Here is a 25,456-nt window from a genome sequence, read left to right as displayed (position 1 = left end):
CAAGCGCGTAAAGAGAACGGAAGAAATATGAACGAGTAGACCATGCAAACTGCCCTGATCATCCTCGCCGCAGGCAAAGGCACGCGGATGAATTCGGATATCCCCAAGGTTCTTCACCCGATCGCCGGCGCGCCCATGCTGATGCACGCGCTGGCCGCGGGCGCCACGCTTGATCCCATGATCCGCGTGGTCGTGGCAGGCCACGGTGCCGAGGCGGTGCGCGCGGCCACGCTGGAATACGACGTGACGACCAAGGTCGTCGAGCAGACCGAACAGCTCGGCACCGCTCATGCTGTCGCTCAGGCACGCCCGGCGCTGGAAGGCTTCGAAGGAATGGCGCTGGTTCTATATGGCGACACCCCCTTCATCCAGCCCGAGACGCTGGAGCGGATGCAGGACGCGCTTGCCAGCCACGATGTTGTCGTGCTGGGCTTTGAGCCGAAAGACCCCGCCCGCTACGGCAGGCTGGTCATGGAAGGGGAAACGCTCGAACGGATCGTGGAGTTCAAGGACGCCACCGAGGCCGAGCGCGCGATCACACTGTGCAACTCGGGCGTGGTCGCCTGCAAGGCCGACCTGCTCTTCGATCTGGTCGATGCTGTGGGCAACGAAAACGCCGCGCAGGAATACTACCTCACCGATGTCATCGGCATCGCCCGTGCGCGCGGCCAGTCGGCCACCGCCGTGACCTGTGCCGAATGGGAGACGCTGGGCATCAACTCCCGCGCCGAACTGGCCGCCGCCGAGGCCGATTTCCAGGCCCGCGCCCGCGCCGCCATTATGGAGGACGGGGTGACCTTGATCGCGCCGGAAACCGTGTTCCTCGCCCGTGACACCGTCATCGGCCGCGACACGGTGGTCGAACCCAATGTCTTCTTCGGCCCCGGTGTGACGGTGGAATCCGGTGCCACGATCCGCGCCTTTTCGCACCTCGAAGGCTGCCACGTCGCGCGGGGCGACATCATCGGCCCCTATGCCCGCCTGCGCCCCGGTACGGAACTGGCCGAAGACGTGCGCATCGGAAACTTCGTCGAGATCAAGAACGCCCAGATCGCCGAAGGCGCCAAGGTCAACCACCTCAGCTACATCGGCGACGCCTTCGTCGGAGCCGGTGCGAATATCGGCGCGGGCACCATCACCTGCAACTACGACGGCGTGATGAAGCATCACACCCACATCGGCGCGGGTGCCTTCATCGGGTCGAATACCATGCTGGTCGCACCCGTCACGATTGGCGACGGTGCGCTGACAGGCAGCGGGTCGGTCATCACCTCGGACGTGGAGCCGCACGCGCTGGCGCTGGCGCGCGCGCCACAGGTCGAGAAACCCGGCATGGCCCGAAAATTGTTCGAAATGTTAAAGGCCAAGAAGGCCCAAATGCAGCGAGGCAGCTGAAAATGTGTGGAATTGTCGGTGTCCTCGGCGGACACGAGGTCGCGCCCATCCTTGTCGAGGCGCTCAAACGGCTCGAATATCGCGGCTATGACAGCGCGGGCATCGCGACCGTGAACGCGGGCAAGCTCGAACGCCGCCGCGCGGTGGGCAAGCTCGTCAACCTCTCGGACCTTCTGGTGCATGAACCGCTCGCCGGGAAATCCGGCATCGGCCACACCCGCTGGGCGACCCACGGGGCACCCACGGTGAACAACGCCCACCCCCACCAGGCGGGCAAGGTCGCGGTCGTGCACAACGGCATCATCGAGAACTTCCGCGAGCTGCGCGCCGAACTGGCCGAGGCGGGTGTGCAATTCGTCACCGACACCGACACCGAGACCGTCGCGCTGATGACGCATCACTACATGACGCAGGGCGCGGGCCCCGTTGAGGCCGCCAAGAAAACCATCGCGCGCCTCCATGGTGCCTTTGCGCTCGCATTCCTCTTCGACGGCCACGATGACCTGATGATCGGCGCGCGCAAAGGCTCTCCGCTGGCCGTGGGACATGGCACCGGCGAGATGTTCCTCGGCAGCGATGCCATCGCGCTCTCCCCGCTCACCGACCGGATATCCTACCTCGAGGAGGGCGATATCGCCGTCATCACCCGCACCTCGGTCGAGATCACCGATGCCAACGGCAGTCTTGCCAACCGCGCGATCAAAACGATCCAGATCGACGCCACCCGGGTCGACAAGGGCGGCCACAAGCATTTCATGGCCAAGGAAATCGCCGAGCAGCCCGGCGTGATCGGCCAGGCGCTGTCCCACTACGTCACCGACGCGGGCGAGATTATCCTCCCCGATGGCGGCGTAGATTTCACCAAGATCGACCGCATCACCATGGTGGCCTGCGGCACCGCTTTCTACGCCTGCCTTGTCGCGAAATACTGGTTCGAACAGGTCGCACGCATTCCTGTCGAGGTCGATGTCGCCTCCGAGTTCCGCTACCGCGAGCCGCCGATCCCGGCCAATACGCTTGCCCTCTTCGTCTCCCAGTCGGGCGAGACGGCAGACACTCTTGCCGCCCTGCGCTACTGCGATGGCAAGGCCCAGCGCACGCTGTCGGTCATCAACGTGCCTGAATCCTCCATCGCCCGCGAAAGCGATCTGAGCCTGCCGATCTACGCAGGCGTCGAGGTCGGCGTGGCTTCGACCAAGGCCTTCACCTGCCAGCTGACCGTGCTCATCCTGCTGGTGCTCAAGGCAGCGCATGCCCGGGGCGAGATGGACGACGCCAAACTGGCAGACCACATCAGCGCTTTGCGGGGCCTGCCCTCGATCATCAACACGGCGCTCGAGCAGAACGAGACCATGCGCGAGGCGGCCTTCAAGCTCTCCGCTGCGCGCGACGTGCTCTTTCTGGGCCGCGGCAAGATGTATCCTCTTGCACTCGAAGGGGCGCTGAAACTTAAGGAAATCAGCTATATACACGCCGAAGCATACGCCTCCGGCGAATTGAAGCATGGCCCCATCGCCCTTGTCGACGAAGACGTGCCCGTCATCGTCATGGCCCCCCGCGACGCGCTTTTCGACAAGACCGTCAGTAACATGCAAGAGGTCATGGCCCGCAACGGAAAGGTCATCCTCATTTCCGACGCGGAAGGCCTCGCCGAGGCCAGCAACGGCGTCTGGAGCACTATCGAGATGCCCAAGGTCGCTGACCTGCTCACCCCCATTCTCTACGCGATCCCCGCACAGCTTCTGGCCTATCACACGGCGGTGGCCAAGGGCACGGACGTGGACCAGCCCCGCAACCTCGCCAAATCCGTGACGGTGGAATAATGGGCCAGCAATACGATCATATCAGCGACGACCACCGCGCATTCATCGAGGCGCAGCACCTCTTCTTTTGCGGCACCGCCGCCGACGAGGGCCGCGTCAACATCTCGCCCAAGGGCATGGACAGCCTGCGCGTCATTGGGCCCAACCGCATCGTCTGGCGCAACTGGACGGGTTCGGGCAATGAAACAGCCGCGCATCTGGCGCTGCACAACCGCATGACGCTGATGTGGTGCGGGTTTGAGAAGCGCCCGATGATCATGCGCGCCTACGGCACCGCCCGCACGCTGCACCCGCGCGACGCGGATTTCGCGGACCTGAACGCGCTCTTTCCCGAAAGCATCGGCGCGCGCCAGATATACGACATGACCGTCGAGATGCTGCAAACCTCCTGTGGCTACGCCGTCCCCTACTTCGAGCACAAGGGCCCCCGCAACACGCTGGAACACTGGACAGAGGACAAGGGCCCGGAGGGTATCGCGGCCTATTGGAAGGACCGCAACCAGCATACCATCGACGGCCTGCCCACGCATATCCTCGACCAGACCGATGCATGAGTCCTTCCTCGCCGACTTGCGCGCGCTCTCCGACCCGGCGCGCGCAGCGGAGATGAAGGCCTACCACAAGGTCGAGCGGGAATACCTCGGCCTTTCGAATCCCCAGATCAACGACCTCACCAAGCACTGGCGCAGCCGTCTCGACGTCGCAGAGCGCGTGGCCCTCGCCGACGCCCTGTGGCAAACGAACATCTACGAGGCCCGCCTCGCCGCCGCGAAGCTTCTCACCCAGGCCCGCATCCGCCCCGATGATGCCACCTGGCGCCTGATCGCGTCCTGGGTGCCGGATTTCGACAGCTGGGCCATCGCCGATCACGCCTGCATGGCGGGCCAGAAGCGCCTCGTGGCCAATCCCTCGCGCCTTGACGAGGTCGAGACATGGATCGCCTCCGATCACATGTGGACCCGCCGCGCCGCCCTTGTCATCACCCTGCCCTGGACCAAGCAGAACCATCCCAAGCCCGCCGAACTCGCCGCCCGCGACCGCATCCTCGGCTGGGCCGCGCAGCTTGTCCCGGATCGGGACTGGTTCATCCAGAAGGCGATCGCCTTGTGGCTGCGCGAACTGTCGAAACACGACGCGCCCCGCACCCGCGCCTTCATCGCCAAACATGGCCAGCAGATGAAACCCTTCGCCGCGAAAGAGGCCATGCGCCACCTCAACAAGCAGGGCTGACCCCCACCTTCCGGGTCGGAGCCGCCCTTGCTTGAGCTTATGGCGGGCGGAGGAACGGCTGGTTGCCAAGGAAAATCGCGGAGGGACCCGCGTGCGGGAAACCGCTATTTTCCTTGGCAAGCGGACGGTCCTCTGCCAGACAAAAGATCACGCAAGGGCGGCTCCGATCTTCCGGGAAGGAGGGTCCCGCAGCGCCAGCGCCCTCTCCGCAGGCGCTACTCCGTGGTTGCTCTCACCCCTCCAGCGCCACCTCGACCTCGGTGAGGTCCGTCAAAGACGCCTCGATCAACCGCATCGCCGCGAGCGACATCCGGCTGCCCGCCGTCGCCGGCCCGTCGAGCGGGATGAGCGTCACAAGCGAAGACCGCCCCGTCGCCGGGTTCGTCACCCGCCCCTGCGACTCTTCACTGACCAGCGGTGTCTTGAGCCAGAGCCCCGGCTCGGTCGGGCTGCCCAGCGACACGACTGTCTTGCCCAGCGCTTTCGTCGGCGCAGCAGGCGCGGCAGTGGCGGCGGCCCGCTGTTCTGCCGTCGTCGTGTCCAGCGCCTCGGCGGTGCGCGCGCCGGTTGGCGGCGGCGGAGCTGCGGTTTCGGGGGCGAGCGTCGCCTCCTCACCGGCATCACCGGTCACGAAAGGGTCGATCGGCCCTTCCGCCTCCGGTGCCCTCTGACCGAGGCCAAAACGCTCGGACATTGCGCCGACCTGCGCACAGGCACCGAGGGCCAGCGCCAGTGCGCCGAGGATCAGAACATGTTTCATGCTGCGAGCCTATCCCCGCCCATTGCCGTCATCAATCGCCCAAATCCGCTTGCCCGCGCTTCGGCGGCCCATTACCTATGTGCGTATGACTGCACCGCTTATCGACCCCTTCGCACGCGCCATCACCTACCTGCGGGTTTCCGTCACGGACCGCTGCGATTTCCGCTGCGTCTACTGCATGTCCGAGAACATGACCTTCCTGCCCAAGAAAGAGCTTCTGACGCTGGAGGAGTTGGACCGCATGTGCTCGACCTTCGTCCGGCTGGGCGTGCAGAAACTGCGGATCACCGGGGGCGAACCGCTGGTGCGGCGCGATATCATGACGTTCTTCCAGCGCATGACCCGCCACCTCGACAGCGGCGCGCTGAAAGAGCTGACGCTCACCACCAACGGCAGCCAGCTCGAACGCTTCGCCGACCAGCTTTACGCCGCGGGCGTGCGCCGGGTGAACATCTCGCTTGACACGCTGGACGATCAGAAATTCGCGGACATCACCCGATGGGGCCGCCTGCCCCAGGTACTGCGCGGCATCGACGCCGCCCAGCGCGCGGGCCTGCGCGTCAAGATCAACGCCGTGGCTCTCAAGGGCTTCAACGAGGAAGAACTGCCCGCCATCACCCGCTGGTGCGCCGAACGTGACATGGATCTGACATGGATCGAGGTCATGCCCATGGGCGATATCGGCAACGAGGACCGGCTGGGCCAATACTGGTCGCTCAAGGACGTGCGCGCCCGCTACGCCCAGCATTACACCGTGACCGACCTTGCCGAGCGCACGGGCGGCCCCGCCCGCTATGTCCGGCTCGAGGAAACGGGCCAGAAGATCGGCTTCATCACCCCGCTCTCCCACAATTTCTGCGAAAGCTGCAACCGCGTGCGCCTCACCTGCACGGGCGAGCTTTACATGTGCCTCGGACAAGAGGACATGGCCGACCTGCGCGCCCCGCTCCGCGCCCATCCAGACAGCGATGCATCGCTCGAGGACGCGATCCGCGCCGCGATCAACCTCAAGCCCAAGGGCCACGATTTCGACTACTCCCGCCAGCGTCTCGACGGGCAGATGTCCCGCCACATGAGCCACACCGGCGGCTGAGCGTACCCCCGTGGCCGCGCCCTTTCTCTATTCCGCCTGGGTGGCGGCCAGCATGGTGCTGGTCCCCTTCGCCGCGCTGACAGAGACGCGCAAGCTGCGCCGCGCCGGGGTCTCCGTCGCACGCGCCCACGAAAAGCTGGGCCACGCCACCGAACCCCGCCCCTCTGCCGGTCCGCTCGTGTGGTTCCACGCGGCCTCCGTCGGCGAAAGCCTCTCTGTGCTGGCGCTCATCGGGCGCATGGGCCAGGCGTTGCCTCAGGCGCATTTCCTCATCACCTCCGGCACTGCCACCTCCGCCCGGCTGGTCGCCAGCCGCCTGCCGCCCCGCACGGTGCACCAGTTCGCCCCCTTCGACGCCCCCGGCCCCCTGAACCGTTTCCTGAACCACTGGCGCCCCGACGCCGCGATCTTCGTGGAAAGCGAGATCTGGCCCCAGATGCTCCGCCGCACCCACGCGCGCGGTGCGAAAATGGCCCTGCTGAACGCCCGCCTCTCCGCCCGTTCCATCGCGGGCTGGCAAAAGCGGCCCAAGCTCGCGCGCTACCTTTTCGAAGTCTTCGATCTGATCCTGACCCAGAACGATCAGATGGCCGAGGCCATGGTCGCCATGCACGCCCCGCCCGACCGCGTCGCGCGCGGCATCAACCTCAAATCCATGTCGGACCCCCTCCCCGTGGACGAAGACGCCCTCTTCGAGGCCCGCGCCGCCCTTAGCCATCGCCCCGTCTGGATCGCTTCCTCCACCCACGAGGGGGAAGAGCAAACGGTGCTGGCCGCCCACCATCGCCTGCTCAAGACGCACCCCGACCTGCATCTCATCCTCGCCCCCCGCCACCCCGAACGCGGCGACGCGGTGATGCGCCTGATCGACACCGCAGGCCTCAGCGCGACCCGCCGCACGCGTGGCGAGCACCCGGGCGCGCAGGTCTATCTCGCCGACACCATGGGCGAGTTGGGCACCTGGTACGCTCTGGGTGATATCGTCTTTCTCGGCGGCTCGCTGCGCCCCATCGGCGGGCACAACCCGTTCGAAGTAGCGCAATCCGGTGCCATCGCCCTCTCCGGCCCCCATGTGACCAACTTCGACGAGACCTATGACGCGATGGTCGAGGCCGGTGCCGCCCGGATCGTCAAGGACAGCCAGGATCTCGCCGCCACCGTGGACAGCCTTCTGAACGATACCGACGCCCGCGACACCGCCCGCGCCGCCGCACGCAGCTTCACCGAAAGCCAGACCGACCAGCTCGACACCATCGCCGAGCGGTTGATCAAGGCGCTGGAGCTTGCCCCATGACCCGCGCCGACATCCGCAAGGTGCAGGTCATCGCGCCCAATTTCAAACGCCGCCTCTCTGGCGTCACCGCCACCGTGGTCCGCCTCGTCCCCGTCCAGTCGAAGGACATCGGCATCGCCGCCACAGGCCCCGTGATCCCCGACCACGTCCCGCAAATCCCCCTCTGGCAGCTTGTCACCATGCCCCGCACGGGCCCCGATGGCCCCCGCGTCTGGCACGCGCGGCGCAACGTGGAGATGATCGGCGGACTTGCACTCAAATACCTGCTGGCCAAACGCCTCAAACTCGTCTTCACCTCCGCCTCGCAACGCAAGCAGACGGGCCTCACCCGCTGGCTCATCCGCCGCATGGATGCCGTGGTCGCCACCTCCGACCGCACCGCCAGCTACCTCGAGCTGACCGCGCAGGTGATCATGCACGGCATCGATCTCGAAGGCTTTTCCCCTGCCGAAGTCCGCACTGACCTGCGCAAAAAACTCGGCCTGCCCAAGGGCGGGCCCCTTGTCGGCTGCTACGGTCGCATCCGATCCTCCAAGGGCACGGACATCTTCGTCACCGCCATGATCGACGTCCTCAAGAACATCGACGGCCACGCCCTCGTGATGGGCCGCGCGGTCGAGAAAGACCGCGCCTTCCTCACTGACCTCAAGACCAGGGTCGAGGCCGCCGGCCTCACGGACCGCATCCATTTCCTCCCCGAAGTCCCCGTCGAACAAATGGCCGACTGGTACCGCGTCCTCGACCTCTACGTCGCCCCGCAACGCTGGGAAGGCTTTGGCCTCACCCCCATCGAGGCCATGGCCTGCGGCGTCCCCGTCATCGCCACCCGCGTCGGCGCCTTCGAGCAGATCGTGACGCCGGAAACCGGCGCTCTGGTCGCTCCCGACGATCCCGATGCGCTTAAGAACGCCATCTGCGAAGCCTTCGCACCCCCGCGCCCCATCGAGACCTGGGCGAAAAACGCCCGCCCCCATGTCGCCGAACACTTTGCCATCGAACGCGAGGCATCCGAGCTCATTGCCCTCTACCGCCGCCTCCTGACCGAAAAATGAAAAAGCCGGGCACACCACCCGGCTTCATCTTTCCAATACAACTCCTGCACCACGCCCGCCCCAAGGGCGACGCCCGCAGCAGCGCGCTAGGCCGCAGGCATCCGCTGCTCCACAACTTCGGCAAACCACGAACAGCCCACCGGGATCGCCTCGTCGTTGAAGTTGTAAAGCGGGTGATGCACCATCGCCCCATCGGTGCCGTTGCCCATCAGGATATAGGCCCCCGGACGCTCCTCCAGCATGAAGGCGAAATCCTCGCCCCCCATCACGAGCGGGGCCTCGTCGCACTGCCCCGAAATACCCTTGGCCACTTCGGCAGCGAATTCCGTCTGCTCGGGATGGTTCACCATCACCGGGTAGTTGCGCTTGTAATTCACCCGCGCTGTCGCCCCGAAGGTCGCCGCGACCCCCTCGCAGATCTCCGTCATCCGCTTCTCCGCCAGATCACGCAGCTCGTTCGACAGCGTCCGCACCGTGCCGTACATCTGCACCTTCTGCGGGATCACGTTGAACGCCTTCGACGAGGTCTCGACCGAGGTGATCGACACCACGATATTCCCGATGGGATCTGCGTTGCGGCTGGCGATGGTCTGCAACGCGGTGATGATATGCGCGGTCACCACCGTCGTGTCGATCGTCTCATGGGGTTTCGCCGCATGGCCGCCCAGCCCCTCGATCTCGATGTCCAGAAGGTCCGTCGCCGCAAAGAAGGGGCCGGTACGGATACCAAAGGACCCCGTCGGCATGCCCGGCCAGTTGTGCATGCCATAGACTTCCTGGATGCCCCAGCGCTCCATCATCCCGTCGTTGCACATCTCGCGGCCGCCGCCGCCGCCTTCCTCGGCGGGCTGGAAGATCACCACGCAGGTGCCGTCGAAATTCCGCGTCTCGGCGAGGTACCGCGCCGCGCCCAGAAGCATTGCGGTGTGCCCGTCATGCCCGCAGGCATGCATGGCGCCGGGCGTTTTCGAGGCGTACTCGACGCCCGTCTGCTCATGGATTGGCAGCGCGTCCATATCCGCACGCAGCCCGATCACCTTGCCAGAGGCCTGGCTTTTGCCCTTGATGACGCCCACGACCCCGGTGCGCCCGATGCCTTCGACCACCTCGTCGCAGCCGAAGCTGCGCAGCTTCTCGGCCACCGTGGCGGAGGTGCGGTGGGTCTCAAAGAGGATCTCGGGGTGCATGTGGAAATCACGTCGCCAGGCGGTGATATCGTCGTGCAGTTCGGCAAAGCGGTTCTTGACGGGCATGGGGTATCCTTCGAAGCGTTGCGGTCGGTCTGAATGTAGAGTGCTCGCGGGCAATAGGAAAGTTCTGGTAAGCGAGGTTCTTGGGGAGCCATAGGGAAAAACGGCAATCAATGGATCGGTCCTTTTTCCCTATGTCTTGGAACGACGCTTGAACCGGCTAATCGGACAAATCAAACGCACATGTTCGTGCCTGTTCATGCACTGCTGAGCCTTTTCACCAGGGAAAACTCCTGACGCGTTTTCATGTTTTCGATGTCCTGCACAGATCACGAAAAAATCTTGGTGCCAGGTTCCGCTTTGCGGTGAAACCGCGGAGCGACGCCCCGATTACCCCTCAGGGGCAGCATGACTTTTCACCATGTAAAACAACAACATGAATCGCCTTTGCCGCACTGATTCCTTCGATTCGCCCCCACGATTGACAAATATCAATGCCTCTCATCGGACAAGTCGTAATTTCTATCTACGCGGGAATCATTCGGTTGGGCGGTTTTGCCATTCCTTGCGTTCTTTCTGCTTTTGACGGGGCCGCCCGGTGCTTTTGGCACGTGGTGTCACAGGACACACACGAGAAGTTCAATTTGTTAGCGGGAGAGAGAAATGGCCGAAGAAGAATTCACTCAATTAGCCGTGGTTCAGGAGGCGAAAGACGCGCACGAAACTGAACTGCTTGCAAAGCCCAACGTCGTTGGCGTTGGGATCGGATACAAGGAGAAACGTGGAAAGATATTGTCCGACGAAGGCCCGGTCGTTCAGGTCTACGTCCGGAAAAAGCTCCCAAAAACCAAATTGTCAGCCGATGAAATGGTTACGGCGGAGGTCAATGGCGCCAAGACCGACGTGATCGAGGTCGGAGAAATTGAAGCTCAGCCTTTCACAGCGCGGCTTCGACCCGCGATACCGGGTTACAGCATTGGTCACTACAAGATAACGGCGGGGACGTTCGGCTGTCTTGTCCGCGATGTTTGCGAGCCCTGCCACGTCCATATTCTCAGCAACAATCACGTGCTGGCGAATTCGAACGCGGCAGCCCCCGGTGATCCGATCCTGCAACCCGGTCGGGTCGATGGCGGCGCAATCCCCAACGACGTCATTGCCCGGCTGTCACGGTTCGTGCCGATCCGCTTTGGCGATCCTGCACGCTTCAATCTCGTGGATGCGGCCCTCGCCCGCCCGCGCGATCTGCGCGATGTCATCGCGTCCATCACTGCGTTGGGCATTCCCACCGGCACGGTCGAGGCGACGCTCGGGCTCGAAGTGGTCAAGAGCGGGCGAACGACGGAAACCACAACCGGCAAGGTCATCGGGCTAAACGCCACGATCTCCGTCGGCTACGGGGTCGGGGTTGGTTATTTCCGCAATCAGATCCTGACGACCAACATGTCGGCGGGGGGCGATTCAGGGTCACTGCTGTTAAGCCGCGCGGACAAGAAGGCGACCGGCTTGCTGTTCGCCGGGTCTTCGCAGGTCACGGTCCACAACAACATTTCGAACGTGCTGATGGCGCTGGGTGTCGAACTGATCACTGCCTGACCCGTCGCGCTACGGATTCAATCAAAACTATGAAATTGAAAGGAGAAATAGGATGGAAGCGTTGAGAACAGGACTGCCCAAGGGAGAATGGCTTGACCGCGAGGCGGCCATCGAGCCCGAGAAAGAGCATGTCGAGGACGTAAGGGCAATCAAGGCCTACCGCGATATCGGCAAGCGCAACGAAGCCGAGATGAAGGATGTGCTTGGCAAGCTGGACATCCGGTTTTCCGAAGTAGAGGACAAGGACCGCCACGAAGTGTCCGACGTCGAGGCGATGGCCGAACAGGCAAAGGCGGAACTGTCCGGGCAAGGCCCCGAAGACGAGGGCATTCTCGCCGAAGAACTGACGCTGGAGATGAATGTCGCACCGCTGACGGTCGTTGGCAGCGGTCCGGGGCATTACTACGATTTCAGCCCCTACCATTGCTGGCACAGATGCTACTACCACAATGAAGGCGGCGTCACCCAGGGCCACTCAAGCTGCAATCGGGCCTCGAAGCGGATGCAGACCTACAGCCGCGCGCGCGGCGACGGCGCGGGCTTCTGGGATGACAATTATACCACCTGCTGGTCAAAGCTGTATTTCGCCTTCTGGCCAAGGCAGAACGGTCATGTCCGCGCCTTCGTGCCCTATCAGACGCGCGGCTGGTTCTACATCTATGCCAATGACAAGTGGTACAATTCGAAATCCGCGTACATCGACGTCGATGTACGCGTTCAGCTGCACCAGAACATGTGGGGCGCCTACCACAAGGACGATGTCTTTCACATCAGCAGCCAGAACATCAACCGGCAAGGGCGGATTGACCGCAATGCCACGATGTATTCCGGCAGCATGGCAATCGGTGCCGAGCAGTGGGTCATTGCCGAGGTCGCCCTGAGGTCAAGAGCCTATGCCGATGGCAGCGGGTCGACGTCGACGGTGGACTTCTGGGGAACCGACTATGTGCACGTGCCCTATGTGCGGTTCGACTTCTCCTGACACGAAACGGGCTGGCGGATCGTCCGCCAGCCTGATTTTTTCTTCGCGTAAGGTCCGGGTAACGAAAAAACATGTAGTATGCATTCTCGCAAACCGCATGCATTCTTCGACACTGCATATTGCCGGGCGTACCTTGAAAACCAGGCAGGCAACTTATGAAAAGCCATTCAAACAAGCGCCGTGCGATCGCTCTGGTCGTCTGTCTTGTTGGGTTGTCCGCCATTTTCCTAATTGTAGGTGTGGATGTCAAAATGAACTCAGAACCTGAAAAAGTTGAAGAGCTGCGCGTGCAATTCGAAGATGAACTGATGCGGGTCGAGGGCGTCGTCTCGATCAGCATCGGACTTTGCGGCGACCGTCCCTGCCTGAAAGTCGGCACATCGGAGCCCATCGAAGACGTAAGGCCCCGATTGCCGGAGAACCTCCAAAAGAACGAAGATGTAGAACTGGAATACATCGGCGACGTAGAAGCGCAGTAAGCTGCTTTCCTGACCGTCACGCCCGGCATCGCGCAGAATGCTTTCGCGCTAGACCTGGTTCGATTGTCTTATCCCGCCTCGTGCGAGGCCGAGGCGTGAACGCGCTCAATCCACGCCAAGGGGCAACCGCGTCTCCACCATCTCGGCATACCAGGAACAACCCGCCGGGATCGCGTCATCGTTGAAATCGTATCCCGGATGATGCACCGTCGGCCCGTTGCCGTTGCCGATCATCATGTAGGCGCCGGGCCGCGCGTTCAGCATGTAGGAAAAATCCTCCCCCGCCATGATCGGCGGCGTGTCGCGCCAGACGCCTGGGACGACCATTTCCGCAACATCGGCGGCCAAGTCCGTCTCCCTGTCGTGATTGATCGTGACCGGATAGCCCCGCTCATAGCTTACTTCCGCGCGGCAGCCATAGGCCGCCGCGGTGTGCGTGATGATCTCGCCCAGCCGCCGCTCGGTCAGGTCGCGCACTTCCTCGTCCAGTGTGCGCACCGTGCCGATCAGCTTGACGGTCTGGGGGATGATGTTGTGGCTTTCGGTATCGCTGCGGATCGTACAGACCGAGACGACCACCTGCTTGACCGGATCGACGTTGCGGCTTGCGATGCTCTGCAGCGCCACGACCACATGGGCCGCGGCCAGGTTGGTGTCGATGGCCTCATGCGGGGCCGCTGCATGGCCCCCCTGCCCCTCGACGATCACCTCGAACTGATCCGCCGCCGCCAGCAGCGCGCCCTTGCGGATCGCGAACTGCCCCACCGGGTAGCCCGGCATGTTGTGCATGCCGTAGACCTCGTCGATGGCCCAGCGCTCCATCAGCCCTTCCTTGACCATCTCGTTGCCGCCGCCGCCGCCTTCCTCGGCGGGCTGGAAGATCAGCACGCAGCGGCCGTTGAAATTGCGCGTCTCGGCAAGGTATTGCGCGGCCCCCAGCAACATCGCGGTGTGCCCGTCGTGGCCGCAGGCATGCATCACACCGGGGTTCTGCGAGGCATGGGGCACCCCCGTCGCCTCCATGATCGGCAGGGCGTCCATGTCTGCCCTGAGACCAACGGCGCGGCCCGAGGTGTTCTGCCGCCCCTCGATCACCGCAACGACACCGGTCTGGCCAATACCGGTGGTGATGTCGCTGATGCCGAAGCTGCGCAGCTTCTCGGCCACGAATTTCGCGGTCTCATGTTCCTGAAATTGCAGTTCCGGATGGGCGTGCAAGTGCTGCCGCCAGGCCGCGATTTCGGCATGGGTCTCGGCAAGTCTGTTCTTGATCGGCAAGGGTCTTCTCCTGCGACTTCTGATGCCTCAAAAGGTGGGACCCAGCTTTATCGCCTGCCCCCGGTTGAAGCGATCGCTCTTAAATCTGCTCAGATCATGCCCTACCGCGTCGCCGGTGACCAGAGCGGCAAGCACCCGGCCCATCGCCGGGCCGATCCCGAAACCATGGCCGGACATCCCGGTGCCCAGCACCAGACCGGGAAGTTCCGCCACGTGATCGACGATGGGCACGACGTCGGGCATCGTGTCGATCATGCCCGCCCAAGCGGTCCTGACCCGCACCGGCGGCAGGCCCGGAAAGAGCGCGGCAAAGCCACGGGCGACGCGCGCCAAATGCCGCCGGTTGGGCGCGGGGTTGAGGACGCGCATGGCCTCGAAGGGTGTCGTATCATCCGCAGACCAGCGGCGCGGCGTGCCCCAGGCGTCGGGAAACCCCTCTGGCGCGGCGGGGCGGTAGCGCTGGCTGAACGGGCTCGCGCGCAACTGCGGCAGGTAGAAGGCCAAGGCGCGAAAGGCATCCGGGCCGATGAACAGCTCGGAAACACCGCCGGGTGCCAGCGTATAGCCCCCGTCCGCGCGGCGGCGGAAGGCCACCCTGCCCGACGCCGCCGCCCCGGCAAAGACCTCGGGCATCGGCTCGGTCGCCGCGACGCTTTCCCGCACCGAAAGCTGGGGGATGGAGACACCGTGATTGCGCAGGAAAAGCGCGGACCACGCGCCGCCCGCCAGCACCACCGTCGGGGCAGCAATCCGGCCGCGCTCCGTCACCACGCCCGCGACGCGCCCTGCGGCGAGATCGAGCGCGCGCACCGCGCAGCCCTCGATCAGCCGCGCGCCCGTCCGTGCGGCGACACCGGCAAGGGCGGGCACCGCCAGCCAGGGCTCTGCGCGCAGGTCCGAGGGTGTGATCAATGCGCCGGCCACCCGCCCCGTGATGCCGGGAAAGGCCACCGCCACCTCGGCCCCTGACATCAGGCGGCTGTCCACACCATATGCCTCTGCATAGGGCAGCCAGTCCGCGTAGCGCGCCAGCTTCTTCTCGGTCTCGGCCAGATAGACCACACCCCCCTGCCGCAGACCGATATCGACATCGGTTTCCGCCGCAAGCTCGCGCCAAAGCCGGTTCGCCTCGACCATGATGGGCAGTTCCGCCGGGTCGCGCCCCTGCTGCCTGATCCAGCCCCAGTTGCGCGAGGATTGCTCCCCCGCGATGCGGCCCTTTTCCAGCAGCACCACGTCATGGCCACCGCGCGCGAGGAAAAGTGCGGTGCAGACACCGATCACCCCGCCGCCGATCACGACCACATCGGCCTTGGATGGCAGAGGGGCACTGAACGTGATGGGGGTTGCGTCAGAGATGGGAAAGGACTGCATCTGTCATCCGTCACAAGGTGCAGCGAGGCTGCACCTTACGCGCCTTGCACGCGGTAAGGTGGACGTCCCGTCCACCCGAATTCAGGCCGCCATGCGGGCCAGCAGCTTCTTCATGAAATCATGGCCCGCGTTGAACTGGCTCACTTCGATGTATTCGTTGGGCTGATGCGCCTGGTCGATGGAACCGGGGCCGCAGATCACAGCGGAATAGCCCGCCTCCTGGAACTGTCCGGCTTCCGTGCCGTAGCTCACCTTGTGGCTGGCATTGTCCCCGGTGATCTGGCGCACCAGCGTCTCGGCGACCCCGTCTTCCTCGGGCTGCAGGCCCGGCACGTCGAACCGCGGGCTGATCTCGATCCGGGTCTCCGGCACCACCGCCTGCATTTCGGCCTCGAGCTTGCGGACCTGCTTGATGTAGTCCATCGCCCACTTCTGCTTGTCCTCGTCCGGGACCACGCGAAAGTCCATCGCGAACCAGCAATCCTTGGCGGTGATGTTGTTGGCCGTGCCGCCCTTGATCATGCCCACGTGCAGCGTGGTGAAGGGCGGATCGAACATCGCCGCAATGGCGCTCGGCTTGTCCTCCATGTTCTCGCTGTTGATCGTATTGGCCCATTCGATCAGCTTGGCGGCCGCCATGATCGCGTTCACGCCCCGGTGCAGGATCGAGGAATGGACCTCGAAGCCCACCACATGCGTGTCGAACCCGATACCGCCCTTGTGACCCGTGACCGCCTGCATCAGGGACGGCTCCCCGATGATCGCCGCCCTGCCCTTGGGCAGCACTGGCTGCATCGCCTCGATCATCGGCGGCGCGCCGGTGCAGCCGATCTCTTCATCGAAACTCAGGGCGATCTGCAGGGGCTGTTTCAGATCGCTGTATTTCCCCTCCACCAGCGCCCAGAGCGCCAGCGCATCGAAGCCCTTCATGTCGCAGGTGCCGCGCCCGAAGTACTTGCCGTCCTTCTCCACAACGCTGAACGGGTCCGTATCCCACGGCTGCCCGTCCACCGGCACCACGTCCGTATGACCGGACAGGACGACGGCACCTTCCTCCCAAGGCCCCACATGGGCGAAAAGCGCGTGCTTGGGTTGCTCGGGGTCAATGTAGCGGTGGCTCTCGATCCCGTGGCTGTCGAGGTACTCCGCCACCCAGTCGATCAGCGGAATGTTGGTGTCGCGCGAGACGGTTGGAAAGCTCACCAGCTTTTCCATGATCTCGCGGGGTGTCAGACGCTCTGCCATGGCGTCAGTACCCGCTGTCAGTGATCAGCAGGTGATGGCCCGGATGCACCTCCACGTATTCCGACGGCTTCGCCTCGTAACTGCGGGGATGGATCGGCGACGGGATCGGCTTGAAGTTGAGGTCCTTCTCGTCCTTGCGCTGGCGCGGATCGGCGATGGGCACCGCCTTCATCAGCGCTTGCGTGTAGGCGTGCAGCGGGTTCTCGAACACCCGGTCGCGCGGCCCGATCTCGACGATCCGACCGAGGTACATGACGCCGACGTAATGGCTGACCCGTTCGACCACCGCCATGTCATGGCTGATGAACAGGAACGACAGCCCCAGCTCTGCCTGCAACTCCATCATCAGGTTCAGCACCTGCGCCTGAACCGACACGTCCAGAGCACTCACCGCCTCGTCCGCGATGATCAGCTTGGGGTTCAGCGCCAGCGCCCGCGCGATGGCGACCCGCTGTCGCTGCCCGCCCGACAGCTCATGCGGGAAACGCCGCATGAAGCTGCGCGGCAGCTCCACCCGGTCGAACAGCATCTCGACCCGCTTGCGCACATCCTCGCCCTTGAGCGTGCCGAAGTTGTGAATGGGCTCCGCCACCTGATCGGCAAGCTGCATCTGCGGATTGAGCGAGGCGAAGGGGTCCTGGAAGATCATCTGCATGTCGAGCCGCGCATTGCGCAACTGGCTCTGGCTGAGCGACATGATGTCCGTGCCACCGAGATTGATCTCGCCCGCCATCGGCTCCACCAGCCGCAGGATGGACCGCCCCGCCGTGGACTTGCCGCAGCCGGACTCCCCCACGAGGCTCAGCGTCTGACCCTTGTTGATGGTAAAGGATACATCCTCGACCGCGTGGACATTGGCCACCGTGCGGCGAAAGAAGCCCCCCTTCACGGGGAAGCGCGTGGTCATGTTCTTGACCCGCAGGAGCACCTCTTCGGTGCCCTCGATGGGCTTGATTTCCTTGTTGTCGCGGCCCAGCAGCTTCATCGGCTCGGGGTATTTCTTGCCGGACATCTCCCCCAGCTTCGGCACCGCCGCCAGAAGCGCCTTGGTATAGCCGTGCTGCGGGTTCTCAAAGATCTGTTCGACCGGGCCTTCCTCGACCTTCTTGCCGCGATACATGACGACCACGCGGTCCGCCATCTGCGCCACCACGGCCATGTCGTGGGTGATGAACATCACCGCCGTGCCCGTCTCGCGCTTGAGCCGGTCCATCAGCGCGAGGATTTCCGCCTGAATGGTCACATCGAGCGCGGTCGTCGGCTCGTCCGCGATCAGCAGACGCGGCTCGCAGGCCAGCGCCATGGCGATCACGACGCGCTGGCGCATGCCCCCGGACAGCTCATGCGGATACTGCTTCAGCCGCCGCTCCGGTTCGGGGATACGCACCTGCCGGAGCAGCTCCAGCGCCCGTTCCTCGGCCTTGGACTTGCTCAGCCCCTTGTGAAGGCGCAGCCCCTCGGTCATCTGGCGGCCAACGGTGAAGACCGGATTCAGCGCCGTCATCGGCTCCTGAAAGATCATCCCTATCTCGTTGCCGCGAATGCGCCGCATCTCGGTCTGGCCGGTGTGGGCGAGGTCGATCTTCTGTCCCTTGCCGCGCTCAAAAAGCAGGCGACCGCCCGCGATTTCACCGCCGCCGTATTCGACCAGCCGCATCAGGGACAGGGATGAGACCGATTTTCCCGACCCGGATTCGCCCACGACACAGACCGTCTCGCCGGGATTGATGTCGAAACTGACATCCTCCACGCCCACGACGGGGCCGTCCTTTGTCTGGAATTCGACGCGAAGCCCTTGAATTTGCGCGATTGGCGCAGCGGTCGTCTGGTCAAGCATGTGGTCCCCTGTCGCTTCTGGCAGCGTTCTTGTGCAGACGCTAAGGCGGAACCCGTCACAGGTCAAACCGCTCGGCGACGTTCACGATCAATTTTGCCCTTACCTCCAGTCAAGTCTTGCAATTTGACGAAAACCTGTTGTCATACCGCCCATGCGCTTCGGGGGTGCGCTGAGGAACGCAGGCAAATATCACACGTTTACGTTGTGTTAACCGACCTTCTTCATCCAATTTCCCCGTGAAGATGAAACCGGACGGTGCAGACCGTCTCAATATGCGGCACAACAATCGTGTCCAACAAGGAGTGTAACATGAAGTTGAAAACCCTACTGATGGGTGCAATCGCAACCGGTGCCATGGCGCCCATGGTCATGGCAGACGGCCATGAGGGCGAGCGCGGCCGGGACGGTGATGTAAAAATCATCTACTGGCAGGCACCGTCGATCCTGAACCCGTTCCTGTCGGGCGGCACCAAGGACGTCGAATCCGCCTCGCTCGTGGTCGAGCCGCTGGCGCGCTACACCGAAACCGGTGAAATGGTGCCCTGGCTCGCAGCCGAGGTGCCCACCGTCGAGAACGGCGGCGTGGCATCGGATCTGACCTCGATCACCTGGAAAATCGCCCCCGGCATCCAGTGGTCCGACGGGACTGCCTTTACCGCCAATGACGTCAAGTTCACCGCTGATTACTGCATGCACCCCGAAGGCGGCTGTGCGCAGGGTGCGAAGTTCGACGGCGTGCAAACCGTCGAGGTCATCGACGACCTGACCGTCAAGGTCACCTTCGACGCGCCCAAGCCCAATCCCTACGGTCCCTTCGTGGGCGGTGAAAGCCCGATCATCCAGGCGGCACAGTTCGCCGACTGCATGGGCGCCAAGGCCCCCGAGTGCACCGAGCAGAACTTCAACCCGATCGGCACAGGTCCCTTCGTCGTCACGGACTTCCGTCCGAACGACGTGATCACCTTTGCCGCGAACGATAACTTCCGCCATGCAGGCAAGCCCGCCTTCGCCTCCGTCACCTTCAAGGGTGGTGGTGACGCGGTGGCAGCCGGTCGTTCCGTGCTGGAAACCGGCGAATTCGACTACGCCTGGAACCTGCAGCTGGCCCCCGACGTCATCGCCAAGATGGAAGAGGCCGGCAAGGGTGTTGCCATCGCAGGCTTCGGCCCGCTGGTGGAACGTCTGGAAATGAACCTGACGAACCCCTCGCCCGACCTGCCGCCCGAGACCCGTTCGACCGTGGCCGAGCCGCACCCGATCCTCTCGGACGAGCGTGTGCGCCGCGCCCTTTCGATGGCGATCGACCGTGAGCTGCTGACCGAAGTGGGCTACGGCAAGGCCGGTGCGCCGACATGTGACCTGGTTCCGGCGCCCGCGATCTATGCCTCCGGCAACACCGACTGCCTGACCCAGGACATCGAGGGTGCCAAGGCGCTGCTGGAAGAGGCAGGCTGGACCGACACCAACGGTGACGGCGTGCGCGACAAGGACGGCATGAAGCTGTCGCTCCTCTATCAGACCTCGACCAACGCCGTCCGTCAGGACTTCCAGGCGCTGATCAAGGATTGGTGGAGCCAGATCGGCGTTGAAACCGAACTGCGCAACCTCGACGCCTCCGTGTTCTTCGGCGGTGACCCCGGCTCCCCGGACACCTTCCAGAAGTTCTATGCGGACGTGGAAATGTACGCCAACACCTTCAACGGCACCGACCCGCAGGCCTATCTCGCGGCCTACCGTTGCGGCAACGAGCCGAAGCCCGCAAGCCAGTGGCAGGGTGAGAACATCAACCGCTTCTGCGACCCGGCCTACGACGCGCTGATCGACGAACTGGCCCGTACCGGTGAGCTCGACAAGCGGTCCGAGATTGCCAAGAAGATGAACGACATGATCACCTCCGAGACCATGACGATCGTCCCGCTTGTCAACCGTGCCCGCGTCTCTGCCCATGCCAACAGCCTCGGCGGCATCAAGCTCAACGTCTGGGACAGCGAGCTGTGGAACATCGCCGACTGGTACCGCAAGGGCGAATGATCAAAGCAGCGGCGGGGGCAACCCCGCCCTGTCTTGTAAGGCGGGGATATCCCCGCCTTACCTCCCCCATCATCCGAGAGACCGATAAACAAAGGCGACGGCCCGCATGCTGACCTTCACCATCCGACGATTGATCCTCTCAATCCCGACGCTTTTGTTCATCAGTCTTGTCATCTTCGGCCTCCTGCAACTCGCCCCCGGCGATCCCATGGCGCAGGTGCCCCTGACCGTACCGCCCGAAGTGAAACAGAAGATGCGCGAGGCGCTTGGCCTGGGCGAGGCGTGGTACGTGCAGTACTACAAATGGCTGATCCAGTTCTTCTGGATCGAGCCCAAGGTCTTCATCGACTGGCTCACACGCGACAGTTTCCTTCTGGGCTGGCTGCCCGACACCAACCTCTACCAGGGCGAGCTGCGCGTGATCTCCTGGCAGACCCGCTCCCCGGTGATGGACATCGTGATCCAGCGCATGCCGCAGACGCTCTGGGTGGTGGGGCTCGCCTATCTCGTGGGGATCGTGATCGCGATCCCCATCGGCATCTACTCCGCCTACCGGCACTATTCGGTCTTCGACCAGGCGGGTACCTTCATCACGATGATCGGCTTCTCGATCCCGCCCTTCTTCACCGGCCCGCTGCTGATCGTTATCTTCTCGGTCTACCTTGGCTGGCTGCCCTCGATCTACGACACCACCCACGTCGTCAGCGACTGGGAAAGCTTCAAGGTACAGTTCTTCCAGATGATCATGCCGGTCATGGTGCTGGCCCTGCAAACCACGGCCCAGATCAGCCGCTACATGCGCGGCGCGATGCTCGACAACCTCAACCAGGACTACGTGCGCACCGCCCGCGCCAAGGGCCTGCGCGAGGGCGTGGTGGTCATGGTCCACGTGCTGAGGAACTCAATGATCCCGGTGGTGACCGTCATCGCGCTCGGCATGCCCGCGATCTTCGGGGGGGCGATCATCACCGAGAACGTCTTCAAGGTGAACGGCATCGGTCAGCTGCTCCTGACCGCCCTCTTCGCCAACGACCTGCCGATGGTGATGACGCTGACCTTCATCTTCGCCATCCTGATTGTCCTCTTCAACCTCATCGCCGATATCCTCTACGGCCTACTTGACCCAAGGATCCGCTATGACTGAGCAAGCCATTCCAGCAAGCCCCGTCGAGGCAGATATCGAGATCTACGGCGCGCTCACCGACAAGGAGCCGCAAAAGCCCCCGCGCAGCCAATGGCGCGACGTCTGGGACCAGTTCCGCAAACACAAGGGCGCGGTCTTTGGAGGCGGTTTCCTGCTCTTCATCACGCTGGGCGTGCTGCTCGGCCCCTATCTCTGGGACGTGGACCCCAAGAAGCTCGACATCCGCAACAAGGACTGGCGCCCGATCTACCATGCGCTCTGGGACAGCGGCGCGGTCGAGGCGGGCAAGGTCGGCTGGGCTCACCCGCTGGGCTCCGACCAGCTGGGCCGCGATATTCTCGCCCAGATGATCTCGGGCGGACGGGTTTCCATGGCCGTCGGCTGGCTCGCCATGGGTCTCGCCCTTTTCATCGGCACGGCCATCGGGGTACTGGCGGGCTACTTCAAGCGGCTGGACTTCCTGCTGATGCGCTTCACCGACCTGGTGCTGTCGCTGCCCATCCTGCCGCTGACGCTGCTCGCCGTGACGCTCTTCCGCCAGCCCCTCAACTCAAGCTTCGGCCCCGAGGGCGGCATGTTCATCCTGATCGTCGGCATCATCGGCCTGACAAGCTGGATGCAGACCGCCCGGATCGTGCGCGGCGACATCCTCGCGCTCAAGGAACGCGAATTCATCCTCGCCGCCCGTTCCATCGGCACCACCTCGGGCAAGATCATCCGGCGCCACCTGCTGCCCAACGTGGTCTCACCCATCATGGTCTCGGCAACCCTGGGCCTCGCCACGGCGATTATCACCGAAAGCGCGCTCAGCTTCCTCGGCGTGGGCTTCCCGTCGGACTTCCCTACCTGGGGCAAGCTTCTGGCGGACGCCGTGCAGCGGATGCAGGAGTTCCCCGAGCGGGTGCTAATCCCCGGTGTGGCCATCTCGCTCACGGTGCTGAGCGTAAACTACCTGGGCGACGGCCTGCGCGACGCGCTCGACCCGCGCATCCGCGGACGCTGATCGAGGTAAGGTGCAGGCAACCTGCACCTTACGGCTTCTCCGCGGTCCCGTAAGGTCGGCGCGCCGCCCACCCATATCCACAAATAAGGAAGAAAACCTCGCGTGCCGGCAATTCCGGCACGCCCGGACCACCCCGCCCCGCCGAAAGGAACTTCCGTCCCTCAGATACCGCTGATGCAGGAAGGTGTTCCGGTCCGACGCCAATTCCTGACCCATACCACGCTTGATTGCGCCGATATCCCGCTCCAAATGGAACGAACGTCCTGATTTGGGGAAAAACCATGTTCGAATCGCTCGGCTTTGAAAAGCTGACCGCGCCCCAGGCTGCGGTCTATTTCGCCCTGATCATCGGCGCGCTCTTCGGCGTGCTGGCACAGGTCACCAAATTCTGCTTCCGCCGCGCCGTGGTCGGCGACGACAGCCGCGCCGCCGCCGGTGTCTGGCTCACCGCCCTTGCCGTCGCCGTGGTCGGCACGCAGGCGGCCGTGGCAGGTGGTCTTATCTCCTTCGACGACCACCGCTTCATGACCGCCGAGATGCCCGTTCTCGCCATCGCCGTCGGCGGGCTGCTATTCGGCGCGGGCATGGTACTGACCCGCGGCTGCGTGTCGCGCCTCACTGTCCTCGCTGGCTCCGGCAACCTGCGCGCGGGTCTCGTACTGCTGGCCTTCGCTGTCGTCGCCCACATGACCCTGAAAGGCGTTCTGGCCCCCGTGCGCACGGCGCTCGGCTCCGTGACCGTCGACATGGGCGAGGCGATCACCCTTGCCGCCCTGCCCGGCGGCGCATTGTTCTGGTCCGGCGTGATTGCACTCGCGGCACTCGTCTTCGCCCTGCGCTCGGGCAACTCGCTCTCAATGCTCGCGCTCGCGGCCCTGATCGGCCTGCTGGTCCCCGCCGCATGGGTCGGCACCGGCTTCGTCCTCTACGACGACTTCGATCCCATCGCGCTCGAAAGCCTCTCCTTCACCTCCCCCGCCGCCGATACGCTCTTCTGGAGCATCGCCAGCACCTCCATCGCACCGGGCTTCGGCACGGGCCTGATCGCGGGTGTCCTGGGCGGCGCGCTGGTCTCCAGCCTGATCTTCGGCGGCTTCCAGTGGCAAAGCTTCGAGACCGCCCGCCTGACGGGCCGCTACATGGCCGGTGCCGCGCTGATGGGCGTGGGCGGCGTGCTGGCGGGCGGCTGTACGCTGGGCGCGGGCCTCTCAGGCGTGCCGACGCTCTCGGTCGCAGCAATCCTCGCCATCGCGATGATCGCCGTCGGGGCGAAACTCACCCAGGCGCTGCTCAACCAAGGTGCTTCCGCAGGCGCCGCACCATCAGCCACACGGCCCCTACAACCGGCAGAGTGATCAGGGCGGACAGCAATCCCTTGCTGACCCCCAGCCATTCCGAGGCGGGGTAAAGAAGATACCCCGCCAGCGACACCGCGTAATAGCTGATCGCCACCACCGACAACCCTTCGACCGTGCGCTGCAAGCGCAGCTGCAGATCGGCCCGCTTGTCCATGCTGGCCAGGATCTCCTGGTTCTGGGCCGACCGTTCCACGTCCACCCGTGTCCGCAAAAGCTCCGAGGCCCGGATCGCCCGCGCGGACATGGTGCCAAGACGGTTCTCGCTTGACTGGACGGTGCGCATCGCGGGCTCGTAGCGGCGCATCATGAACTCCGCAAAGCCCTGCCGACCCATGAACCGTGTCTCGCGCAGGGCCTCGATGCGCTGATCGACGATCGCCTTGTAGGCCCCCGTCGCGCCGAAACGAAAAGCAGTCTTGGCCGCCAGCGTCTCCAGCTCGACCGACACGTCCAGAAGCGCGTGCAGCGTGTCCTCGGCCTTTGCCGACGGCCCGCGCATCTGCGCCATCAGGTCGGTCAGCTTCGCGTCCAGCGCATTGAGCTGCGGCGCCATCCAGCGCACCATCGAAAAGCCCAGCATCGAGGCCGCCTTGTAGGTCTCGATCTCGCAGAGCCGCTGCACGATCCGTCCGTTGCGCCGGTCTCCGGTTGACGCGTCGGTAAAGACCGCGATCCGCAGATGCCCCGCCGAATCGATCCGAAAATCCGACGCGACGACCGCCGCCTCCTCGAGCACGTTCGCCACCGCGAGGCTTTCCGGCACGAACCATTCAGCCAACTTTTCCTTGATCTCCTCATCCGACGCCGGGCGGGGCATCAGCCGCACGAGCGCCGAGGTGATCCGCCCGCCCGGAGCCTCGCTCAGCCAGTAGTCGGGAAAAACCTCGAACTCACCGGGGTCAAAGGCCCTGTCGCCCAGGTCCTTGCGAAAGACCGTATAGGTGACAAGCTCGGTATGCTGCTCCCACTTGAGAAAGAACTTCCCCAACTCGCAGAAATAATGCGTGGCCTGCGGATCGGGCTTGGGCGCGCCATAGTGGTCAAGAAGCGCCATCAGATGCGCCATGTCCTCGCTCTTGTCGCGGCTGGCGGCGTCTTCGGGCTGCTTGATCGCCAGGAACACGACCGAGGACGGTGCCTTGAGCGACGGAAAGGGACGCGCGTGCAATTCGCCGGTCAGGGCATAGCGCTGGGGATAGTCTTTGATCGGTGCCATGGGCCTGTCCGTGGTCTTCACTTCGTTCCATACATAGAGGCATTTTTCCATTTGAACAGAGAAAAGTGATATTTTT

The 25,456-nt window shown here is 64.0% G+C and carries 21 protein-coding genes; 14 read left to right on the top strand and 7 right to left on the bottom strand.

Translation table 11 applies throughout. From position 1 onward, the window contains the following. The first annotated feature begins 42 nt into the window (after positions 1-42). From glmU to AB2B41_RS05920, 4 genes are read left to right on the top strand one after another with little or no spacing between them, the layout of a single operon-like run. On the top strand, positions 43-1,395 hold the full coding sequence (gene glmU, locus AB2B41_RS05935) for a bifunctional UDP-N-acetylglucosamine diphosphorylase/glucosamine-1-phosphate N-acetyltransferase GlmU (protein WP_367876833.1): 1,353 nt from the start codon (positions 43-45) through the stop codon (positions 1,393-1,395). A gap of 2 nt (positions 1,396-1,397) precedes the next feature. Continuing rightward, positions 1,398-3,218, top strand: coding sequence for a glutamine--fructose-6-phosphate transaminase (isomerizing) (glmS, locus tag AB2B41_RS05930; protein WP_367876832.1), 1,821 nt, complete (start codon positions 1,398-1,400; stop codon positions 3,216-3,218). Continuing rightward, entirely contained in the window at positions 3,218-3,772 is a 555-nt protein-coding gene (locus AB2B41_RS05925) for a pyridoxamine 5'-phosphate oxidase family protein (RefSeq protein WP_367876831.1), read from the top strand. The genes glmS and AB2B41_RS05925 overlap by 1 nt, the downstream gene beginning before the upstream one ends. Continuing rightward, positions 3,765-4,448 (top strand): DNA alkylation repair protein, encoded by a 684-nt coding sequence (locus AB2B41_RS05920; protein ID WP_367876830.1) that lies wholly within the window; start codon positions 3,765-3,767, stop codon positions 4,446-4,448. Before AB2B41_RS05925 ends, AB2B41_RS05920 begins: the two co-directional genes overlap by 8 nt. 232 nt (positions 4,449-4,680) lie before the next feature. Here the strand turns inward: AB2B41_RS05920 and AB2B41_RS05915 are convergent, their stop codons facing one another. Next, a complete protein-coding gene (locus AB2B41_RS05915) occupies positions 4,681-5,208 on the bottom strand; it encodes a hypothetical protein (RefSeq protein ID WP_367876829.1) in 528 nt (175 codons plus the stop codon). An 85-nt stretch (positions 5,209-5,293) separates the two neighbouring features. Here AB2B41_RS05915 and moaA point away from each other — a divergent pair, with 85 nt between their 5' ends. From moaA to AB2B41_RS05900, 3 genes are read left to right on the top strand one after another with little or no spacing between them, the layout of a single operon-like run. Beyond that, positions 5,294-6,301 (top strand): GTP 3',8-cyclase MoaA, encoded by a 1,008-nt coding sequence (moaA, locus tag AB2B41_RS05910; RefSeq protein WP_367876828.1) that lies wholly within the window; start codon positions 5,294-5,296, stop codon positions 6,299-6,301. 10 nt (positions 6,302-6,311) lie between these two features. After that, positions 6,312-7,595 carry a 3-deoxy-D-manno-octulosonic acid transferase gene (locus AB2B41_RS05905; RefSeq protein WP_367876827.1) on the top strand — a complete coding sequence of 428 codons (1,284 nt, stop codon included), beginning with the start codon at positions 6,312-6,314 and terminating at the stop codon, positions 7,593-7,595. Beyond that, on the top strand, positions 7,592-8,647 hold the full coding sequence (locus AB2B41_RS05900; protein ID WP_367876826.1) for a glycosyltransferase family 4 protein: 1,056 nt from the start codon (positions 7,592-7,594) through the stop codon (positions 8,645-8,647). The genes AB2B41_RS05905 and AB2B41_RS05900 overlap by 4 nt, the downstream gene beginning before the upstream one ends. Positions 8,648-8,733: 86 nt before the next feature. Here the strand turns inward: AB2B41_RS05900 and AB2B41_RS05895 are convergent, their stop codons facing one another. Further along, on the bottom strand, positions 8,734-9,900 hold the full coding sequence (locus AB2B41_RS05895) for a M20 aminoacylase family protein (protein ID WP_367876825.1): 1,167 nt from the start codon (positions 9,898-9,900) through the stop codon (positions 8,734-8,736). A gap of 600 nt (positions 9,901-10,500) precedes the next feature. Here AB2B41_RS05895 and AB2B41_RS05890 point away from each other — a divergent pair. The 3 genes from AB2B41_RS05890 (at position 10,501) to AB2B41_RS05880 (ending at position 12,894) form a co-directional block, all read left to right on the top strand. Further along, positions 10,501-11,433, top strand: coding sequence for a chymotrypsin family serine protease (locus AB2B41_RS05890; RefSeq protein ID WP_367876824.1), 933 nt, complete (start codon positions 10,501-10,503; stop codon positions 11,431-11,433). 52 nt (positions 11,434-11,485) lie between these two features. After that, complete coding sequence (locus AB2B41_RS05885) at positions 11,486-12,415, top strand: hypothetical protein (RefSeq protein ID WP_367876823.1); 930 nt, start codon at positions 11,486-11,488, stop codon at positions 12,413-12,415. Positions 12,416-12,570: 155 nt separating this feature from the next. Next, the gene (locus tag AB2B41_RS05880; RefSeq protein ID WP_367876822.1) at positions 12,571-12,894 is read left to right on the top strand and encodes a hypothetical protein; all 324 of its coding nucleotides are present in this window, start codon (positions 12,571-12,573) and stop codon (positions 12,892-12,894) included. Between the two features lie 105 nt (positions 12,895-12,999). Here AB2B41_RS05880 and AB2B41_RS05875 read toward each other — a convergent pair whose 3' ends face one another. The 4 genes from AB2B41_RS05875 to AB2B41_RS05860 all read right to left on the bottom strand — a co-directional run bounded on the left by AB2B41_RS05875 (position 13,000) and on the right by AB2B41_RS05860 (position 18,628). Then, positions 13,000-14,172, bottom strand: a complete 1,173-nt coding sequence (locus AB2B41_RS05875) for a M20 aminoacylase family protein (protein ID WP_367876821.1) — start codon at positions 14,170-14,172, stop codon at positions 13,000-13,002. A 27-nt stretch (positions 14,173-14,199) separates the two neighbouring features. Continuing rightward, positions 14,200-15,546: an NAD(P)/FAD-dependent oxidoreductase gene (locus AB2B41_RS05870; RefSeq protein ID WP_367876820.1), complete on the bottom strand. Its 1,347-nt coding sequence runs from the start codon at positions 15,544-15,546 to the stop codon at positions 14,200-14,202. An 81-nt stretch (positions 15,547-15,627) separates the two neighbouring features. Then, positions 15,628-16,791, bottom strand: coding sequence for an acetylornithine deacetylase (argE, locus tag AB2B41_RS05865; protein WP_367876819.1), 1,164 nt, complete (start codon positions 16,789-16,791; stop codon positions 15,628-15,630). A gap of 4 nt (positions 16,792-16,795) precedes the next feature. After that, positions 16,796-18,628, bottom strand: a complete 1,833-nt coding sequence (locus AB2B41_RS05860; protein WP_367876818.1) for an ABC transporter ATP-binding protein — start codon at positions 18,626-18,628, stop codon at positions 16,796-16,798. 309 nt (positions 18,629-18,937) lie between these two features. On the opposite strand from AB2B41_RS05860, the gene AB2B41_RS05855 reads away from it, so the two are divergent. The 4 genes from AB2B41_RS05855 (at position 18,938) to AB2B41_RS05840 (ending at position 24,161) form a co-directional block, all read left to right on the top strand. Next, a complete protein-coding gene (locus tag AB2B41_RS05855) occupies positions 18,938-20,659 on the top strand; it encodes a peptide ABC transporter substrate-binding protein (RefSeq protein WP_367876817.1) in 1,722 nt (573 codons plus the stop codon). 106 nt (positions 20,660-20,765) lie between these two features. Further along, entirely contained in the window at positions 20,766-21,803 is a 1,038-nt protein-coding gene (locus tag AB2B41_RS05850; protein WP_367876816.1) for an ABC transporter permease, read from the top strand. After that, positions 21,796-22,806, top strand: coding sequence for an ABC transporter permease (locus AB2B41_RS05845; RefSeq protein WP_367876815.1), 1,011 nt, complete (start codon positions 21,796-21,798; stop codon positions 22,804-22,806). The genes AB2B41_RS05850 and AB2B41_RS05845 overlap by 8 nt, the downstream gene beginning before the upstream one ends. Positions 22,807-23,087: 281 nt before the next feature. Further along, positions 23,088-24,161, top strand: coding sequence for a YeeE/YedE family protein (locus tag AB2B41_RS05840; RefSeq protein WP_367876814.1), 1,074 nt, complete (start codon positions 23,088-23,090; stop codon positions 24,159-24,161). On the opposite strand, the gene AB2B41_RS05835 is transcribed toward AB2B41_RS05840, so the two are convergent. Further along, entirely contained in the window at positions 24,097-25,380 is a 1,284-nt protein-coding gene (locus AB2B41_RS05835; protein ID WP_367876813.1) for a DUF3422 family protein, read from the bottom strand. The genes AB2B41_RS05840 and AB2B41_RS05835 overlap by 65 nt on opposite strands. Positions 25,381-25,456: the final 76 nt, after the last annotated feature.

It is taken from the genome of Sulfitobacter sediminis (assembly GCF_040811725.1).
GTDB lineage: Bacteria > Pseudomonadota > Alphaproteobacteria > Rhodobacterales > Rhodobacteraceae > Sulfitobacter > Sulfitobacter sediminis.
Note: the sequence above shows the minus strand (reverse complement) of the source record. Positions and strands in the feature narration are given on the sequence as shown.